Here is a 19,416-nt window from a genome sequence, read left to right as displayed (position 1 = left end):
ATTACCTCACCACCCTTGCGCCCGCCGTATCCAGCCGACAAATATGAATAAAGCCTTCATCATTTTGTAAATAACGCAGGCTTAACCAGTCGGCAACGCGCTGCGCGCGCTCCCGGTCGTCACACACAGCAAATAACGTTGGCCCCGAGCCTGATATTCCACAGGCCAGCGCGCCCAGTTCCATGGCAGCCTGGCGAGCCGTATCAAACCCTGGCAGCAGCGCGGTGCGATACGGCTCGGCAATCACATCGCGCATTAGCGTCGCGGCCAGGCCCGGCTGATGGGTATGACAGGCATGAATAAACCCAGCCAGATAGCGTCCGTGGCGAATAATATCCTGCCGACTGTAGCGTTCAGGAAGGATAGCCCTGGCCTGGGCGGTGGATACCGCAATGCCCGGATAGGCCATAACCCAAAACCATTCATCAAACCCTGGCACCGGCTGGCTAATAATTCCCTGTTCTTCCAGCATAAGCTGCATTCCCCCCAGAAAACAGGGCGCAACGTTATCGTAATGCACGCTCCCGGAAATGCGGCCTTCCAGTTCGCCCATCAGCGCCAGAAGCCGGGCGTCATCCAGCGGTCGCTGGAAAAATTCGTTAAGCGCCATCAGCGCTGCAACCACCGAGCAGGCGCTCGATCCCAGCCCCGAGCCCACCGGCATATTTTTCTCAAGCGTTATCGCAACCGGCCGAACCTCTCCCATAATTTCACAAAAACGGATCCAGCATTGATAAACAATATTGTCATGCGGATTGGTCGGCAGTTTCGCGACAAAACGACCTGTGCTCTTCAGGCTAAACTCTGCCGCTGCTTCTACCGTCACACAGTCTCCCAATAGCGAGCCATCCACGGGCGATACCGCAGCCCCGAGAACATCAAAGCCTACGCTTACATTCCCAATAGATGCCGGCGCATAAACAGTCACCATAATTAGTCTCCTGAATTCCATGACAGCGTGCGCAGTAAATCGGCAAATACGCCGGCTGCGGTAACATCGTTACCCGCCCCGTAACCGCGTAGCACAAGCGGGAGCGGCTGATAGTAGTGGCTGTAAAACGCCAGCGCGTTCTCACCGTTTTTCACCTTGTAAAGCGGATCGTCGCCGTCCACGGCGTCGATACGCACGCGGCATTTCCCGGCCTCATCAATCTGCCCAACGTATCGCAGAACTTTCCCGCAATCGCGCGCTTTAGCACATCGCGTCGCAAATGTGGCATCAAGTTCGGGCAAACGCGCCATAAAACTATCCACATCGCCGCGGCTATTGAACTCTGCTGGCAGGATTGGCTCTACGGTAATATCTTTTAGTTCCAGATGGTTACCAATTTCGCGGGCCAGAATCAGCAGCTTACGCGCAACATCCATGCCAGAGAGGTCGTCACGCGGGTCCGGCTCGGTATAGCCAAGCTCGCGCGCTGAACGCGTCGCTTCAGAAAGCGTCATTCCTTCATCCAGCTTACCGAAAATATAGGATAGAGAGCCGGAAAGTATCCCGGAGAAGCGGCGCAGCTCGTCGCCGGCGTTAAGAAGATTTTGCAAATTCTCAATCACCGGCAGCCCTGCCCCTACGTTCGTGTCGTAGAGAAACTTACGCCGGGAGCCGCTGGCCGCCGCGCGCAGTTGGTGGTAGTAATCCATCGACGACGTATTTGCCTTTTTATTCGGCGTCACGACGTGAAAGCCTTCACGCAGGAAGTCGGCGTACTGGTCCGCAACCGCCTGACTAGAGGTGCAGTCTACAATCACCGGGTTTAGCAAATGGTATTCTTTGACCAAACGGATAAGCCGCCCGAGGTTGAATGGCGCATCGGCTTCTGCCAGCGCCGGACGCCAGGCGCTCAGATCCAATCCGTGGACATCGGTCAACAGCGCTCGGGAATTCGCAACGCCGCACACGCGCAGATCGATACGCTTTTTCTTCAGCCAGCTTTGCTGGCGCTTAATCTGCTCCAGCAGCGCGGTTCCCACGCCCCCCACGCCGATGACGAAGACTTCCAGCACCTGGTCTGTGTTAAATAATATTTGATGCGCGACGCGCACGCCGGTGATCGCATCGTCGTTACTAACGACAGCGGAAATAGAGCGCTCAGACGACCCCTGTGCGATGGCAACGATATTGATATTGGCACGCGCTAACGCGGAAAAGAATTTGGCGGAGATGCCGCGCCGGGTGCGCATTCCATCGCCGACAACAGAAATAATGGCCAGCCGTTCATCAATCGATAAAGGCTCCAGCAGCCCGGCGTTCAATTCCAGCGCAAACGCCTCTTCCAACGCGCTGCGCGCGCGCGCACAATCGCTTTGCGGCACGCAAAAACTGATGCTGTATTCAGAAGAAGACTGTGTAATCAAAACCACGGAAATTCCGCGCTGAGACATAGTCGCAAAAACGCGGGCCGCCATGCCGACCATGCCTTTCATTCCCGGCCCGGACACGCTGAACATCGCCATATTGTTCAAATTAGAAATGCCTTTTACCGGCATCTCATCGTCATGATTTTGCGCACCGATCCGCGTGCCTGGCGCCTGAGGATTGCCGGTATTTTTAATCAGACAGGGAATTTGAAACTGCGCAATAGGGGCGATTGTGCGCGGGTGCAGAACTTTCGCACCAAAGTACGACAGTTCCATCGCTTCCTGGTAAGACATGCTTTTCAGCAGATGCGCATCCGGCACCTGGCGTGGATCACAGGTGTATACACCGTCCACATCCGTCCAGATTTCACAGCATTCCGCGCGCAGACAGGCTGCCAGAATAGCCGCTGAATAATCGGAACCGTTACGCCCCAAAGCAACTAACTCTCCGCGATCGTTGCCTGCGGTAAACCCCGCCATTAGCGTAAGCGCATCGGTGGGAATGCGGCTGGCGGCAATACGCCGCGTGGATTCAGTAATATCAACGGATGACTCCAGGTAACCGCCGCGTGCAAGCAGTTTTTCCACCGGATCGATAACAAAAACGCTACGCCCCCGGGCCTGCAGAAGACCAGCCATAATCGCTACTGAGAGTTTCTCGCCCCGACAAATAATACCGGCGTTGACGTTATCCGGACACTGGGCAAGGAGCTGAATACCGTGCAGCAGGTGTTTAATTTGTGCAAACTCCTGCCCCAACCGCTCTTCAAGCTGAGTTAGCGGAAAGCCAGACTGCGCCTGTGCAAGCCCCTGCAGTAAATCTGTAAAGATTTGTGCGGCGTCGTTGAGATTCGGGAGTACATCCTGACCAGCGATGGTTTTCTCAATCATCGCGACCAGGTGATTGGTTATTTTTGCCGGTGCAGACAGTACTGTTGCAACTGCGCCGCGCTGAGCGTGCTGCTCGATAATATCAGCGACATTTAAAAAACGCTGCGCGTTAGCAACCGACGTCCCCCCAAATTTCAGCACTCGCATAAATTGTTACCCCGTTGATTTTTAGCCAAAAAAAAGCCCGCACCTGATTGGGTGCGGGCTTTTTTCGTATTTCCTGTACGCGTCAGCCCGCCCCGTTACCGGTGGTAATGGTTGTAGTGGTAATTGTGGTGAGCGAACCGCAGCGCAATGTCATTTTGTTTTATTCCTGATATCTGTCGTAACGCTTATATTGGTTAAAGTATTGCGTGTGGTAAGTCAATGAATTTTTCCAAAAGCCCTTAAATCGACGGTGTTTTTCAATGAGTAATCACCAGCGTTATCAACATTATTAAACCCGTCTTACGGGAAATATCTTTAGAATTGATAAGCAAAAATATCTTTCTCGCTATTTTACTCCGCAATTTTTTTCTCGATGTCATGTAGTAAACGATGCAACATCGCAACATCGCGCTGTTCCAGTAACCCAAGCCTTTGCTGGATCCAGTCCGACATTTTTTCGTCATTCACCACTCCCAGATACCCCAAAAGTGCAATGCTTCGCGCTCGCAGCGCGCGAAGTTGCCCGTCATGCGCCGATGCAGAGTCCTTTTGGTTCTCTATCATTAGTGAGGAAAGTTGGTAGCAATACACCATTACCGCCTGACCAAGGTTAAGCGACGGATAATCCGCTATCATCGGCACGCCGGTAAGAACATCAGCCAGCGCCAATTCTTCATTGGTTAATCCGGAATCCTCACGGCCAAATACCAGCGCAGCGGTTGTTAACCAGCGGCTTTTTTCCGCCAGTAGGGGCAGCAGCTCATCCGGGGTTGCATAATAGTGGTATTTAGCCCGGCTACGCGCCGTCGTTGCGACAGTAAAATCAACGTCATGCAGCGCGGAGGTTAAATCAGAATAATACTGCGCATTCTCAATAATCTCTGAAGAACCATGGGCAACATAACGCGCGGCAGGCTGTAAATGCGCCTCACTATCAACAACGCGCAATACAGAAAATCCCATTGTTTTCATTGCCCTTGCCGCCGCACCCACATTTTCCGGGCGAGCCGGGCCTACTAAAACAATCACTAAACGCATTTTCTTGTTCCCGATTAGTTTTTAATTGCGCGAGGTAATCATTTCTCTTTATAGCTTTTTCGTGCAATTAATTTACATTAAAGCAACAAAGTGACTTCAGGCATCGCATGTCGATTACATAAGAATTTTTTATATAAAATAATGTTAAATATCTATATATAACAGTTAATAACATTAAAACTTATGTTTTTAATAGGGATTTCAAATGACGTGAAATTTATTAAGTATGCCTTTAAGTTATTGATTACCAGAAACAACTCTTGTAAAAAAGAACAAACTGTGAACAAAATAACCTATTAATCATGAAGATTTCATCACTCTGTTAACGTGCTACAATTGAAATTGATATATGTCAACGAAGCGTAGTTTTATTGGGTGCCAGAAACCTCCTGACCTGTTATGTTGCTGTTAAAATGGTTAGGATATCAGCCGTTTTTGACACCGTCGGGTCTTGAGGGATATAGAACCCACGACCAAGCTAATGATGTTGTTGACGTTGATGGAAGTGCATCAAGAACGCAATTACGTACTTTAGTCACGTTTTCGCCGGGCATGTTAATTCGTAGTATGCACCAGGCAGGTCAGGGACTTCTGTACTCCTGTTTCGATTTAGTTGGCAATTTTAGGTAGCAAACATGCAGACCCCTCATATTCTTATCGTTGAAGACGAGTTGGTAACACGCAACACGTTGAAAAGTATCTTCGAGGCGGAAGGTTACGATGTATTCGAAGCGACTGATGGCGCCGAAATGCATCAAATACTTTCCGATAATGATATCAACCTGGTAATTATGGATATTAACCTGCCAGGTAAAAACGGCCTGCTGCTGGCGCGAGAATTGCGCGAACAGGCGAGCGTCGCGTTAATGTTTTTAACCGGCCGCGACAACGAAGTCGACAAAATTTTAGGTCTTGAAATCGGCGCAGACGATTACATCACTAAACCGTTTAACCCACGGGAACTAACCATCCGCGCCCGTAATTTATTGTCGCGCACAATGAATTTAGGTGCGATTGGGGAAGAGCGCCGCAGCGTTGAAAGCTATAAATTCAACGGCTGGGAACTGGATATTAATAGCCGCTCTCTGATTAGCCCTAACGGTGAACAGTACAAGCTCCCGCGCAGCGAGTTCCGTGCAATGCTGCATTTTTGTGAGAATCCCGGGAAGATACAGTCCCGCGCCGAGCTGCTGAAGAAAATGACCGGCCGCGAACTTAAGCCCCACGATCGTACCGTGGATGTCACTATCCGCCGTATTCGTAAACATTTTGAATCGGTACCTGATACGCCAGAAATTATCGCTACCATTCACGGTGAAGGCTATCGCTTCTGCGGAGACCTGCAGGAGTAATACCTCCTCAGCGAATGGTCAACCCCAGCGCCGGGCAAGATGTATTGCCCGGCGTTTTTGTCTTTACATCTTTAAAAAGCTCACTTTTACACGGGAGCGCTCCACGGTGACCAACGCTGCAGCGTGCCCGGCGCTGCTCATTAGGCAATTTTTATTCGACATACCGTTTCACCAACAAAAACGCCACTCTCGTACGTATAAAAATGCATTCTTACAGGCGGATAGTTTTTTTATTATTAAGATCTTTTCTCACTTATTCACCGCGCCGCTTCGCCTAAGCGCGCGACGAGCTTGTAAACAACAGCTATCCAACAAAGCTCTCGGCGACGCGCGCCGCTGCGCCGAGAGGTGAATTTTGTACGCTATCGGCGATGTTGCCGTCTCCTCTTTATTCCACCGATATGATTTATTTCCATGGCCTTATCGGTACGGCGCTTAAAGCATTTTTAGGCGAGCCATCGACAACTTTATCTGAATAACTCATATAAACTAGCGAATTACGCTTCACGTCATAAAAACGCACTACCTGTAGTTTCTTAAATACCAGAGAAGTGCGTTTTTTGAATACAACATCGCCCTGCCGTTCGCCCTTTTTTATCTTCTCATCTAAAACAATGGGGCCTACCTGCTGGCAGGAAATCGCGGCATCTGCCGTATCCTCAGCTAATCCTAATCCGCCTTTAATTCCTCCCGTTTTAGCGCGGCTGATATAACAGGTTACATTATTTACTTCAGGATCATCGAAAGCCTCTACCACTATTTTATGATCCGGCCCAAATATCTTAAATACTGTATCTACAGAGCCTATTTGCTCAGCTTCAGCTTGATTCATAAATAATACCAATACTGAGAAAAACATTAATTTTTTATTTTTCATAAGCTTACCAATTATAGATAATAGTTTATGTGATTATTTATCACGTCCTGAAAAAATGTCTAATATCACGTTATTAAAACTTTCAGAGATTAATAAGGATATTTAAGCACAGGATGTTAAAAAAAACTCTGAATGATTAGCCAGTAAATAATGATATTATCCGCAGCCTTTAGTGCAGAGACCTTCGCTCGTCAGGATGAGGACAAAATATGGATCAGGCTGGGATCATTCGCGATCTGCTAATTTGGCTGGAAAGCCATCTCGACCACCCCCTTTCTCTCGACCACGTAGCAGCAAAAGCCGGCTATTCTAAATGGCATTTACAGCGCATGTTTAAGGAAGTCACAGGGCACGCTATCGGCGCCTATATACGCGCGCGTCGATTATCAAAATCAGCGGTCGCGCTAAGATTAACCGCGCGCCCAATCCTCGACATCGCATTACAGTACCGCTTCGATTCACAGCAGACCTTTACCCGGGCGTTTAAAAAGCAATTTGCTCAAACGCCCGCGCTGTATCGCCGCTCTCCAGACTGGCACGCATTTGGGATGCGCCCGCCTATTAGGCTCGGGGCATTTAATCCGCCGGTACCGCAGTTTGTCACTCTGCCGGAGATGAAATTAATAGGTACCACTCAAAGTTACAGTTGCACACTGGAGCAAGTCAGCCAGTTTCGTAGTGAAATGCGCATACAGTTTTGGCGTCATTTTCTGAACAGTGCACCTGTCATCCCGCCGGTGCTGTATGGTCTTCACGTTGCGCGCGCCAACGTGGAAAAAGACGACGAGCAAGAAGTGCTATACACAACCGCGCTGCCACCCGAGCTGGCTAACGGCAATCTGCCGGACGCGCATCCGGTCTACCTGGAAGGCGGCGAATACGTCCAGTTTAATTATGAAGGGCCCGCTGACGGGATTCAGAAATTTATCCTAATGGTCTATGGTACCTGCATGCCAACGCTAGAGCTTACTCGCCGTCAGGGCCAGGATATTGAGCGTTTTATCCCGTCCACAAAGAAAATCTTAAACAGCCGCCCCAAGATCTGCGCTGTGAATATTTGATTCCGGTACGGCGTTAGCGCTGCAACTCATCCAACGCGGGAGCATCCAGATGCGATATGTCTCCCGCGGTTTCCACCACCCAGCCCGGTGCTAGCCAGGGGCTTTCCTGATAATCCACCCGCGACAAAGAGCAGTTGCGTAACCGCAGCCGACGCTCGGCATGAGCGGGTAATCCCAGAATTGTACTCACCAGACAGCCCAGAGCCATCCCGTGGCTGACTAATAACGGCCGGCTATGTTGCGGCAATGCCAGACAACTATTCAGAGCATCATGCATGCGCTCGCTCATCTCACGCATTGATTCCCCATCGGGAATTCGCCCGTCTGGGGTACCGTCAACCAGGCGTCGCCGCCAGGATTCCTCTTCCGCGGTTAGCGTATCAATACGTCGCCGCTCCAGCATCCCCATATTTAATTCTCGCAGGCGTGGGTCCAGCGTGACGCTGCAATCACACATTTCAGCGATTAATTCAGCGGTGCGCCGAGTACGGCCTAAATCGCTGGTGATAATATGCGTTATCCCCAGTAAACGCGCCCGCTGCGCTACCTGCCTCGCCTGCGCTTCTCCCATCTGCGTCAGCGGACTGTCAGATTGTCCCTGGATACGTCGCTGCGCGTTCCATTCCGTTTCTCCGTGGCGGACGAGATATACCTGTAACATAGCTTTACCCGTATACTGCTTTTCACAATTTAACAACAGAGTTCCATATATTATGAATCATGTCATCTGCGCGACGCACAATCCGGCAAAAACGCAGGCTATTCGTGAGGCTTTTGAGCAGATTTTTGGCCGCAAAAGCTGTCGGCTAGAAGCCGTTAGCGTCGAAAGCGGCGTGCCGGAACAGCCAATGGGAGATGAAGAAACGCGCAACGGCGCGCTAATTCGCGTCGCTAACGCAAAAAAACTACATCCCAACGCCGACTATTGGGTCGCCATCGAGGCCGGGATTGATAAGGACAGTACCTTCAGCTGGGTAATTATCGATAACGGCCAATGGCGCGGAGAAGCCCGCTCAGCCACGCTGCCTCTACCAAAATTGATTTTGGAACGCGTTCAGCAGGGAGAGTCACTGGGGGATGTGATGTCAGCCTGGAGCGGAATTGATGAAATAGGCCGCAAAGAAGGCGCTATTGGTATTTTTACCGCCGGGCACCTGTCGCGTAGCAGCGTGTATTCTCAGGCGCTCATCCTGGCCCTCAGCCCGTTCCACAATGATATTTATACGCGTTCCTGATTCAGCAAAACCTGTTCCAGCCAGGCCCGCAGCTCTGGCGGCGCTGATTTCAGACTATTAGAGCCGCGGGTAATCGTGGCAATCCCCGCCCCTAGCTCATTCTTCAGTTCACGCTGGCTCATTTTGCCGCGCAGCAGCTCTTCGACAATCCTTACCCGAGTACCCAGCGCGTCGCGCTCGTCCGGAGTAAGCATTAACGCCAGAAGCGGTAAATGAAGCTGCCGCTCATAGGCCGCCTGCAGCAGCGCCACAAAGCGCAGCCACTCCTCATCACTCTGTTCGCCAGAAAATGGAGATAATACAGTCATGTTATGCCGCCATACTATTAAACGAGTACGGCAGCATAGCATAACCGACGGGGATCAGTAACGGCTGTGCCACTCTGCATCCGTTAACAGCGCCGGGTGCCCCTTCCCCATAAAGTGGCGGTAGTAGGCATCGTAGGCCAGCACATTTTTTACATAGCCGCGCGTTTCCGAAAACGGAATACTTTCGATAAATGCCACTGAATCTAACCGACCCCCGCTGCTTCCCAGCCAGCGCCTGACGCGCCCCGGCCCCGCATTATACGCAGCAGATGCCAAAATGCGGTTTTGGCCAAACTGCTGATACACCGAATCCAGGTAGCGCGTCCCGATATTAATATTCATATCGGGATCTAAAAGCTGCTGTGCACTGCTATAGCCTGATACCCCAAATTTTGACACCGTATGCGCGGCGGTCGCCGGCATTATCTGCATTAACCCGGTCGCGCCAACCGGAGAGCGCACTTTGGGATTCCACGCGCTCTCCTGGCGTGAAATAGCCATTGCATAGCTGGCGTCAATCGATTTGTCACGGGTATAGCGATCGAAATAAGACTGATACGCCAGCGGGAAGCGCTCTTTCAAATGATCCCATAATTTGCCGGCAATGGTCGCCTGCACGCTAAGATCCCACCAGTCTTGCTCAAACGCGTAGCGCGCCAGGCCAGCCTGTTCCGATTTTGAACGACTGGACACCAGGTTTGCCCACTCACCGCGGGCGGTATTGTCCAGCCCCCAATACATTAACTCGCGAACCCGAGCCATTTCCGGCCCATTGGTCAGCGTCGAATTAACCTGCGGTGCATTTTCCACCTTCAGCGTGTAATCCTCCCCCAGGCGCTGCGCTGCTACCATCGGATAAAAGCCGCGTTTACCCACCAGGCTCTGGAGTAGAGTTTTTGCCTCATCTTCGCGGCCACGCTCCAGCAGGAGATCCGCCTGCCAGTATTTCCACTCTTCTTTTTCTTTGGCTTCCATCGGCAAGCGAGCAAGCCAGGTATTTAATCCTTTGCGATCGCCAGCGCCCAGCGCCATGCGCACGCGCCTTTCCAGCAAAGATGTCTCTCCTGAACGCATAATCGCGTCATCGCGCCAGTCGGCCTGCGCTGACGTAATATCATTTCCCATTAACCGCCATGCGACTATATCGCGCAGCGCCTGAATTTGCGCCTCAGATAGCTGCTGCTCCTGAGCCAGCGCCGGGATCATCAGACGCGCATTTTCAGCGTCCTGCCTTGCAACGCTTGCAAACGCCTGCTCGGCTAACTGACGCGTAAACGGGGTAGCGCCTACGCTGCGGGCAAACGTCAATACGCTGTTCGGATCGTTCGCCAGCGCCGCCACCGCGCTGGCTATCGTGCGATAATCATCCGGCATTTCTGACGCCAGCCTCGATGCCAGCGCGGTATTTCCCGCCTTCATCGCCAGCCGAATACGCTCAAGATACTCCTCCGGCGTCTGGGTTCCTGAAGCACGCCAGGCCGAGAACAGCCGCCCGCAGGCGGACGGAAGATTTTTTCCGCTCTGCCAGAGTTCACGCGCGCCCTGCCAGGCCGACTGCGCCTGACCGGTATTCCAGCGCGCATAGTAATAATTACATTTAGCTTCAATTGATGCCGGCACCTGTGGGCTAAACGCCAGCAGGCCGCGCCAATCTTCCCGGCGCGCCAGTTCATTGACAAAGCGCGATGTCAGGCTGCGCGATAGCGGCAGCGTCGGATTAGCGCGCACGAACTGCGTCACCACAATCGCCGGCTCATTTTTGAGATCGTCGGTAATCTGTCGATACTGCAAATAAGGATAAAGCGGATAATCACGCAGGCCAGGCATAAGCTGCGCCACCACATCCATTTGTTTACTGTCCCACGCCTGTTTAATTTGCGCATACCGCGCACGCTGTGCTTCCAGCGAATCGGCTCGCGCCGACTGGCTTATAACCAGCGCGGCGATACCAAGCGCAAGGGCGCGCCAGACGGTCCGTTTGGCTTTTCCCACAAGAAGTCCTCACGTTATAACTAAAAGATGTCCCACACGGCGTCATGCCGTTCGTTACGCATGCCATTCATGCTAACCAAGCCATGCCGGTTATGCCACGTTCATGTCACATTTTTCCGCCATCGCGGGCCGAGCGGCGAAAAAAACGCACGTTAGGCACACAGCCCGGTAAGTATTACGAGACACTATCGGCTGGGCTTAAGACGCGAAAAAGGCTAAACTTCGCCACTGAATGACCCCATTTACCATGATAAAAGAGGCGAAGTCGCAACGTGGCTCAATTCGTTTATACCATGCATCGTGTCGGCAAAGTGGTGCCGCCTAAACGCCATATCCTAAAGAATATCTCGCTGAGTTTTTTCCCCGGCGCCAAAATTGGCGTACTGGGTCTTAACGGCGCTGGTAAATCCACCCTGCTGCGCATCATGGCCGGAATTGATACCGACATTGAAGGCGAAGCCCGCGCTCAGCCCGGTATTAAAATCGGCTATTTGCCGCAGGAACCGCAGCTTAACCCCGAGCACACCGTTCGGGAATCTATCGAAGAATCCGTTTCTGAGGTTGTAGGCGCCCTGAAGCGCCTGGATGAAGTCTACGCACTGTACGCCGATGCGGACGCTGATTTTGACAAGCTGGCTGCAGAACAGGGCAAGCTGGAAGAAATTATTCAGGCGCACGACGGCCACAATCTTAATATCCAGCTTGAGCGCGCGGCCGACGCGCTGCGGTTACCGGACTGGGATGCCAAAATCGCCAATCTCTCCGGCGGTGAACGCCGTCGCGTCGCTCTGTGCCGCCTGCTGCTGGAAAAACCGGACATGCTGCTGCTTGACGAACCGACCAACCACCTGGACGCCGAATCCGTCGCCTGGCTGGAACGCTTCCTGCACGACTTCGAAGGTACCGTGGTAGCGATTACCCACGATCGCTACTTCCTCGATAATGTCGCCGGCTGGATTTTGGAACTGGACCGCGGCGAGGGGATCCCATGGGAAGGCAATTACTCTTCCTGGCTTGAGCAGAAGGATCAGCGCCTGGCTCAGGAAGCGTCTCAGGAAGCCGCGCGCCGCAAATCCATTGAGAAAGAGCTGGAATGGGTGCGCCAGGGAGCCAAAGGCCGCCAGTCCAAAGGGAAAGCGCGCCTGGCCCGTTTCGAAGAGCTGAATAGTACGGAATATCAGAAACGTAACGAGACCAATGAGCTGTTTATTCCGCCTGGACCGCGCCTTGGTGATAAAGTCGTGGAAGTCAGTAATCTATGTAAATCCTATGGTGACCGGCAGTTGATTGACAATCTGTCATTCTCGGTGCCCAAAGGCGCCATCGTCGGTATTATTGGGCCTAACGGCGCCGGTAAATCTACCCTATTCCGCATGCTTTCGGGGCAGGAACAGCCGGACAGTGGAACGATTGAACTGGGCGAAACCGTGAAACTGGCCTCCGTAGATCAGTTCCGCGATGCGATGGATAACGGCAAAACGGTATGGGAAGAAGTTTCCGGCGGTCTGGATATTATGCGTATCGGCACCACCGAAATGCCGAGCCGCGCGTATGTCGGGCGCTTTAACTTCAAAGGCACTGACCAGGGCAAGCGCGTCGGTGAGCTATCCGGCGGCGAGCGCGGGCGCCTGCATCTGGCAAAGCTACTTCAGGTGGGCGGCAACATGCTGCTGCTCGATGAACCGACTAACGATCTGGACATTGAAACCCTGCGCGCGCTGGAAAACGCCCTGTTAGAGTTCCCAGGCTGCGCGATGGTCATCTCGCATGACCGCTGGTTCCTGGACCGTATCGCTACCCATATTCTGGATTATCAGGATGAAGGGAAAGTAGAGTTCTTTGAAGGCAACTTCACCGAGTACGAAGAGTATAAAAAGCGGACGCTTGGCGCTGAGGCACTTGAGCCTAAACGCATTAAATACAAACGTATCACTAAGTAAACGCTAATTAACGCTTCCTCCTAAGCCAGCCTGGCAGGCTGGCTTTTTTATTGCCAACTGAAAAGCACGTCCTATGGGCGTGGTCATCAACAGGTTTTGGTTTTGGTTTTGGTTTTGGTTTTGGTTTTGGTTTTGGTTTTGGTTTTGGCTCTGCCTTGTTGTTTTGGGATTTAAATCTCACAAGACTGGCAGCGACTTTTTTTAAAGAATTTGGTATGCCCCTCTGGGGCATCAAAGCAATGCCGCCTTCTATGAAGGCAGATTTTTACTTCTGAATTAACGCAATGCTGCCACACGGGAAAATGGCTGCCTGATTCAGTGTAATTTGAACACAAAGATAAATTTAGCCCCTGCCGCTGGCGCGATTGCTGAAGCAAGAAGGCCAATATCCAGTGTACAGAATTCAGGACCACAGGCTATACGTGAGAACGTTGGGGCTGCCTGAGGCCAAAATGGCGAATAAAATAGTCACCGCCCCCCCTCTCAACGTTAAAACTAATAGTTAAGCGCAGATACAATAAACGCATCGCTAATAAAATTTTCAACGCTCACCTTGAGCGCCCCAAAATTAAGGAGGGATGACTTATTTCCAGTTAGAAGCTACGTCCTGTATACAGTGAGCGCGGTATTATTTTTTTTGGCTTCACATTGTTTAAATTTAACCGATTCGCAGTAAATAACTTTACGGATTCCAGGATACGCCTAATGGGGAGATTAATACTGTCTTTTATGAAAACTTATTTCTACTAATCTCACAGATTGATTAGAGTTTATCCTGATCAGAAGCTCCGCATTTAAACTATGCCTGGCAAGTTAGCAGTGTCCACCTGCTTACCGCTACGACATACAAATACAGGCCTATTTCAGGTAAATGATGTTTGCAGGCATTTACATCCGTATTCTGGTGTTTTCCATCACGTGTAGCTAGTTCCCAGCTAATTAAATAATTCGGCACATCAAAAAACGACAGAATCATTTATTTCCCATTAGCTCCGATGCTCATAATCTATACTTACATCAAATATAATAAAGAGTATTCGTGATGATACTTATTATTAGATTATTTACCGGAAATGATACACCTTTATTCTATACGCCCCTATTTTTATCAGCATCACAGGCCAGCTCAATTATCAATTGATATAAAAATGAGTCACCGTCGCTATCCTTCCAAATAAACATTCTATTTAATCATTCCATGAATGGCATGAAGAAAAAAGCGTAGCCATTTACTATAGAAAATAATTAATATTTTTTACTACACCCTCTTATATAAGATTAAGAAAAAGGAGAAATAGAAAAATAACATCTCAATTTAGATAGTGAACGTTAAACCTCTACCTAACCCACCTGCACTTATCCATTCGCAGGCAATTTACATAGTAATAGGTCTACAACATGAAAAAGTCACCACTTTATTAACATGTCTGAGTATGATGCTGGTCTCATCTTCTACGCTCGCCCAAAGCGATATCAAACCAAGCGGCAAGCATATCATCAACGGTACACCCGCCAGCCCCGGAGAATTCCCTCAATTTGTCGCCTTTAGCGACGGCGGAGATTATAAAGGCCATATTTGCGGCGGTGTTCTCATCACTCCACGCTGGGCGCTGACGGCCGCACACTGCACCACCCGTTTCGATATCCACAAAACCAAGGTGATGGTGGCACTTGAAAGCTATTCTCCACTGGTAGTTAAAGACCAGGTTTCCATTGAAAAATTTATCCCGGAACCCAGGTTTGATATCTCAAACGCGAAGATCAGCGGTATGTATGATATCGCACTGGTGAAGCTATCCCGTGATGCCAAAGGCGGCCAGCTAGCCAACATCGACGGCGTAACGGACAATAATGGTCCCGATCCCTCCTTAAAAGATATCCCACTAACCGCTATTGGTTTCGGGCTTACTGAAAATAATGACCGACCGTATATTCTCTATAAAGTGCAGGAATCTGTATACCCGGATGAAGATTGTATTAATGTACCGCCGGGATATCCGAAAACAAACTACAATCCGGCTATGAATATTTGTGCCGGCTACGGCGTCGCGGGCGGCGATTCCGGCGGTCCGCTGTTTGCCGAAGCTAACGGTAAAAAATATGTTGTCGGTCTGGTTTCTCGCAGTCTAATAAAACCAGCAGAAGAATTTACGCGCGTGCGCTATTACGCCAATTGGTTAAAAGAGACGATGGAAAAAGAGTAATAACTCCACTCTTCCTTGTGTTTGATATCACGCCCCGCTTTAACGGGGCGTTGTATATTAACCCGCGCGCTTTTCATCCCGGCTCTCGGTTATTAGGCACACGCAGCGATATTCTTTGCACCCTTAGCTATTAATATTTTCGTTTATGGTTACGGAGCCTATCCCATAATTTCTTCCAAATCCTTATAAAAAAGATACTTATAATTCACATACCCTTTTTGTATATCGCTAACGCTTGCCTGCTGATAACCCAAACAGGGGTATACGCCAAGCCAGTTATCCTCAAGCATTAGCGGCAGCCACGTCATATCGACAGAGTGTAACTGCTCGCCCGTGCTTTCCAGCCGGGCTATACACTGCGCCATATTTTTAATTAATGTCGGATAATAGTGCTGCCTGACCATATACGCACAGGCGCAGGTTGCGCTACGAATTCTCATTATTGACGCCTGCTGTGAAAAAGGCGCGAAATCAGAATTGCCAGCACCGGGCTGGACTCGGAAATAATTCGCCGCCAAAAATGTCACATCCCACTGCAGCCGGCAGAGCTGGCTAAAAATATAATTCAGCCGAATTTTATCCGTAATGGCGTGGGGAAATGCCATATCGTCTTCGAGTATTAACACCGCGCCCCACTTTTCATCGCGCGCCATCTCCAGCACGGCCAAATGAGATTTTGCGCAGCCCACAAACCCACAATCGCTTTCAACCGCCGCAAAGCGCTGTACTTTATTCTGTGGCACATTCAGCGCGCTAAGCTGAGCGCGTATACTCTCGTTCCTGTCCTGCCGTCTATCAAGATTGATATAGACGATTTTGTCTACCAGCGACCAATCCACCGGTCCACTTCCCCGCTGCCATTCCATACCGCTCCCTTCCCCTGAATTATCACCCTGATTAACGGACGCTATGATAATCAGGATATTTCTCCAGGGGTAGAATGCCCTTCTGCGAGGCGCGTTCTGCGCAGAGGGGCAAAAAGATGGCTGGCTACAGTATTTATTCGACCGCGGGATATGTTATTTTTATCAATTAATACAAATAGTTAACCAATTTCAATGATACTCAACGCGCCCCCCACCATAAAAATATCGAGGCTTTATGGCATTCGCTGCGCAGTCTTAAGCACCCAAAAGCATGATTAAATCAGACTGTCGGCCACGGGATTCGGAGCAGCGGCCCACGTTTAGCACCTCAGTTTTACCGGGGTTGGCGCTCATAGGATTTACGTCGCGGTGCAGTACACTGACACTGAGCGCGCGCACGCTATTCGATTCACAGCGGATCGCCCATTAGCTGCTTCACCAGCTCAACGCAGCGCAGAAAACGCGCGTCATAATCGGCCTCGCCTACGTATTCATAACCAATGCCGTTCTCTTCCAGCATGGAGACCAGAAGCTGCTGAAAAGATTTGCGCGCGGCACCGCTGCCGAGGCTTCGCAGCCCGTCAGCCACCCACGGCGTATTATTCTCCAGCAAAATGACCAGGTCGAACCGATACTTGTCGATCATGGCCTGCACAAAAGGATGCTCCCGGCCTTCATACTGGCGACAAAATGCCTGAGTGGTCACGAAATCAGTATCGATAAACGCCACTTTATTGGCGTACTTAACTGCGAAATCAATATATTGCGCATGCCCGAGCGCAATTTTGTCGTAATCTGAGTACTGGAGCGCCATCTCATCGCCGCCCAAGTGTGAAAAAACGTAGTCGCGGCCGTATTCCCAGGCGCTGGTCGTATTGAAAATATTGGCAAGCTTATTCACCAGCGTTGATTTACCGCTGGACTCACCGCCCAGAATCGCCACCGTGCGCACGAAAAACGGCTTCACCTCCGTTGGGATATATTCCCAATAACGGAATGGATTCGCGCGTATTTGCCCGCCGCTGATATTCATAAACGTACGCTGAGGGTCGACTAACACCGCAGGAATACCCAGGTAGACGGGAAACTGAGGCGCATCCGTGGCCTCCGAGGTATAGACTCGGTCGGGATGAATATTCTTTTCATCCATAAATGTGCGAATGCCTTCACTCCAGACATCCCATCCGTGCGGATACGGCTCCATATCCTCTTCATTGAATGCATGAATGCGGATATTTTTCTGATATTTAAACGTCTGGAGTAGCCAGCGCAGCCTGTCGCTGACGGTAGGCTGCTGCGACATCGCGCTGGCCTCAAATAGCGCCTTATCCCGCGTATCGTCATAGCCCATGATAATGTGCAGCTCATCCACCTGGCTGCAGGCGCGCTGGACGAGATAAATATGTCCGGTGTGGAGGGGATAAAATTTACCAAAGACTACGCCAACGCTTTTTTGCCGCAGCGGGTATTCCAGCCCGAGAAAGCCGTGCAATGCTTCCAGTTTACGCGCGCCCGGGCTTTGAATATGTCCGTTTAGTAGCTGGCTAAGGTAGCCTTTGGTCATGCCGCTGGCTTGTGCCACCTGCTGTAATGTGCACCCTTTCTGGCGAATCGCCGCTTTCAGATAATCAAATGTCGCCACGATAAACTCCACAAACGCACAGATATACTGCCGCAGCCTGGCCGTCAGGATATCGAGTTATCACAGTCCCGTTTAAACGGCATCATCAGAGCAACAGGGCGGCGGAGATTTATAAATCATCGAACACGCTTAACGCATCTGACAGTTTTTTCACGCCGAATATCTGCATTCCCTCCGGCGGCTTCTTCGGCATATTGGCATGCGGCACGATGGCACGGCGAAAACCGTGCCTTGCGGCTTCGGCAATACGCTCTTGCCCGCTGGGCACCGGGCGAATCTCTCCTGCCAGACCCACCTCACCGAAAACCACTAAATCCTGGGGCAGCGGCCGGTCGCGCAGACTGGAAACCATGGCCAGCAATAGCGCCAGATCGGCGCTGGTTTCCATAATTTTAACCCCGCCGACCACATTAACGAAGACATCCTGATCGGCCATTTGCAGGCCGCCGTGGCGATGCAGCACCGCCAGCAGTATCGCCAGCCGGTTCTGCTCCAGCCCCACGGCGACGCGGCGCGGATTCGCCATCATGGACTGATCCACCAGCGCCTGAATCTCAAGCAATAGCGGACGCGTCCCTTCCCATACCACCATCACGGAACTGCCGGGCGTTAACTCATCGCTACGGCTCAGAAAGATAGCCGAGGGATTGCTCACTTCGCGCATCCCCTGCTCTGTCATAGCAAATACGCCCAATTCATTCACCGCACCAAAGCGATTTTTATGGCTGCGCAGCGTGCGAAATCGCGAATCCGCATCGCCATCCAGCAATACCGAGCAATCGATACAGTGCTCCAGCACTTTCGGCCCGGCCAGCGAGCCATCTTTCGTAACGTGGCCGACCATCACGATAGCCACATCGCGGGTTTTCGCAAAGCGTGTTAAATAAGCGGCAGTTTCACGCACCTGCGCTACGCTCCCGGGTGAAGACTGGATATCCGCCATATGCATCACCTGGATAGAGTCAATTACCATCAGCTTTGGCGCTTCCTGCTCGGCGATCAGGCAGATTTGCTCGATACTGGTTTCCGACAGCATATTTAGATTATCCGTCGGCAGCCCCAGCCGATGCGCGCGCATCGCGACCTGCTGCAGCGACTCCTCACCGGTGACATACAGCGTTTTCATCTGCTCCGAGAGTTTACACAGCGTCTGCAGCAATAGCGTCGACTTCCCGGCGCCGGGGTTCCCGCCAATCAGGATAGCGCTACCGGGCACCACGCCGCCGCCTAAAACGCGATCGAACTCTTTAAACCCGGTAGAAAAGCGCGGCAGCGCCTCCAGGCTAATTTCAGAAAGTTTCTGAACCTTACTAATTCCCGCGCTGCCGGCATACCCGGAAAGGCGCTCATTGCGCGCCGCCTGCGGCGAGGCCGCCAGGCGCACTTCCGTAATTGTATTCCAGGCATGGCAGGCGCTACACTGCCCCTGCCAGCGCGGATAATCCGCACCGCATTCATTACAGACAAATGCGCGTTTCGCCGCTTTCGCCACCCTGAGACCTCAC

General features: G+C 51.3%; 16 protein-coding genes, 2 pseudogenes and 1 other annotated feature. Of the genes and pseudogenes, 6 read left to right on the top strand and 12 right to left on the bottom strand.

The features are described from left to right. Position 1 precedes the first annotated feature (1 nt). The 5 genes and pseudogenes from thrB to yjjY form a co-directional block, all read right to left on the bottom strand. Positions 2 to 931, bottom strand: coding sequence for a homoserine kinase (gene thrB / locus SFA31_RS06800; RefSeq protein ID WP_322837295.1), 930 nt, complete (start codon positions 929 to 931; stop codon positions 2 to 4). A 2-nt stretch (positions 932 to 933) separates the two neighbouring features. Then, positions 934 to 3,396 carry a bifunctional aspartate kinase/homoserine dehydrogenase I gene (gene thrA, locus SFA31_RS06795; protein ID WP_322837294.1) on the bottom strand — a complete coding sequence of 821 codons (2,463 nt, stop codon included), beginning with the start codon at positions 3,394 to 3,396 and terminating at the stop codon, positions 934 to 936. Positions 3,397 to 3,422: 26 nt separating this feature from the next. Continuing rightward, positions 3,423 to 3,536, bottom strand: a sequence feature (Thr leader region). Further along, positions 3,479 to 3,550 (bottom strand): thr operon leader peptide, encoded by a 72-nt coding sequence (thrL, locus tag SFA31_RS06790; RefSeq protein ID WP_322839317.1) that lies wholly within the window; start codon positions 3,548 to 3,550, stop codon positions 3,479 to 3,481. It overlaps the preceding feature by 58 nt. A 197-nt stretch (positions 3,551 to 3,747) precedes the next feature. Beyond that, complete coding sequence (locus tag SFA31_RS06785; RefSeq protein ID WP_322837293.1) at positions 3,748 to 4,434, bottom strand: tRNA/rRNA methyltransferase; 687 nt, start codon at positions 4,432 to 4,434, stop codon at positions 3,748 to 3,750. Positions 4,435 to 4,831: 397 nt separating this feature from the next. Beyond that, positions 4,832 to 4,973: pseudogene (gene yjjY, locus SFA31_RS06780) on the bottom strand (protein YjjY). Between the two features lie 96 nt (positions 4,974 to 5,069). Here yjjY and arcA point away from each other — a divergent pair. Beyond that, the gene (gene arcA, locus SFA31_RS06775) at positions 5,070 to 5,786 is read left to right on the top strand and encodes a two-component system response regulator ArcA (RefSeq protein WP_322837292.1); all 717 of its coding nucleotides are present in this window, start codon (positions 5,070 to 5,072) and stop codon (positions 5,784 to 5,786) included. A gap of 406 nt (positions 5,787 to 6,192) precedes the next feature. Here the strand turns inward: arcA and creA are convergent, their stop codons facing one another. After that, positions 6,193 to 6,663 (bottom strand): protein CreA, encoded by a 471-nt coding sequence (gene creA, locus SFA31_RS06770; protein WP_322837291.1) that lies wholly within the window; start codon positions 6,661 to 6,663, stop codon positions 6,193 to 6,195. Positions 6,664 to 6,872: 209 nt separating this feature from the next. Between creA and robA the strand changes: the two are divergent. Further along, positions 6,873 to 7,741 (top strand): annotated as a pseudogene (gene robA, locus SFA31_RS06765) (MDR efflux pump AcrAB transcriptional activator RobA). Here the strand turns inward: robA and gpmB are convergent. Then, a complete protein-coding gene (gene gpmB / locus SFA31_RS06760) occupies positions 7,738 to 8,385 on the bottom strand; it encodes a 2,3-diphosphoglycerate-dependent phosphoglycerate mutase GpmB (protein WP_322837290.1) in 648 nt (215 codons plus the stop codon). The pseudogene robA and the gene gpmB sit on opposite strands and share 4 nt — an antisense overlap. A 52-nt stretch (positions 8,386 to 8,437) precedes the next feature. Here gpmB and yjjX point away from each other — a divergent pair, with 52 nt between their 5' ends. Continuing rightward, entirely contained in the window at positions 8,438 to 8,959 is a 522-nt protein-coding gene (yjjX, locus tag SFA31_RS06755; protein WP_322837289.1) for an inosine/xanthosine triphosphatase, read from the top strand. Here yjjX and trpR read toward each other — a convergent pair. Both trpR and sltY read right to left on the bottom strand, forming a co-directional pair. Then, entirely contained in the window at positions 8,944 to 9,267 is a 324-nt protein-coding gene (gene trpR, locus SFA31_RS06750) for a trp operon repressor (RefSeq protein WP_322837288.1), read from the bottom strand. The genes yjjX and trpR overlap by 16 nt on opposite strands. Before the next feature lie 54 nt (positions 9,268 to 9,321). Continuing rightward, positions 9,322 to 11,259 (bottom strand): murein transglycosylase, encoded by a 1,938-nt coding sequence (sltY, locus tag SFA31_RS06745; RefSeq protein WP_322837287.1) that lies wholly within the window; start codon positions 11,257 to 11,259, stop codon positions 9,322 to 9,324. Positions 11,260 to 11,531: 272 nt separating this feature from the next. Between sltY and ettA the strand changes: the two genes are divergently transcribed. The 3 genes from ettA to SFA31_RS06730 all read left to right on the top strand — a co-directional run bounded on the left by ettA (position 11,532) and on the right by SFA31_RS06730 (position 15,403). Then, positions 11,532 to 13,199, top strand: coding sequence for an energy-dependent translational throttle protein EttA (ettA, locus tag SFA31_RS06740; RefSeq protein WP_322837286.1), 1,668 nt, complete (start codon positions 11,532 to 11,534; stop codon positions 13,197 to 13,199). A gap of 50 nt (positions 13,200 to 13,249) precedes the next feature. Continuing rightward, positions 13,250 to 13,474: a hypothetical protein gene (locus SFA31_RS06735; protein WP_322837285.1), complete on the top strand. Its 225-nt coding sequence runs from the start codon at positions 13,250 to 13,252 to the stop codon at positions 13,472 to 13,474. A 1,158-nt stretch (positions 13,475 to 14,632) separates the two neighbouring features. After that, on the top strand, positions 14,633 to 15,403 hold the full coding sequence (locus SFA31_RS06730) for a serine protease (protein ID WP_322837284.1): 771 nt from the start codon (positions 14,633 to 14,635) through the stop codon (positions 15,401 to 15,403). Positions 15,404 to 15,561: 158 nt separating this feature from the next. On the opposite strand, the gene SFA31_RS06725 is transcribed toward SFA31_RS06730, so the two are convergent. From SFA31_RS06725 to radA, 3 genes are all read right to left on the bottom strand, one after another. Continuing rightward, a complete protein-coding gene (locus SFA31_RS06725; protein ID WP_322837283.1) occupies positions 15,562 to 16,269 on the bottom strand; it encodes a glycosyltransferase family 25 protein in 708 nt (235 codons plus the stop codon). Between the two features lie 409 nt (positions 16,270 to 16,678). After that, positions 16,679 to 17,911, bottom strand: a complete 1,233-nt coding sequence (gene nadR / locus SFA31_RS06720) for a multifunctional transcriptional regulator/nicotinamide-nucleotide adenylyltransferase/ribosylnicotinamide kinase NadR (protein WP_322837282.1) — start codon at positions 17,909 to 17,911, stop codon at positions 16,679 to 16,681. A 109-nt stretch (positions 17,912 to 18,020) separates the two neighbouring features. Next, a complete protein-coding gene (gene radA, locus SFA31_RS06715; RefSeq protein WP_322837281.1) occupies positions 18,021 to 19,403 on the bottom strand; it encodes a DNA repair protein RadA in 1,383 nt (460 codons plus the stop codon). Positions 19,404 to 19,416: the final 13 nt, after the last annotated feature.

It is taken from the genome of Erwinia sp. HR93, from assembly GCF_034555055.1.
Lineage (GTDB): Bacteria > Pseudomonadota > Gammaproteobacteria > Enterobacterales > Enterobacteriaceae > Apirhabdus > Apirhabdus apintestini.
Note: the sequence above shows the minus strand (reverse complement) of the source record. Positions and strands in the feature narration are given on the sequence as shown.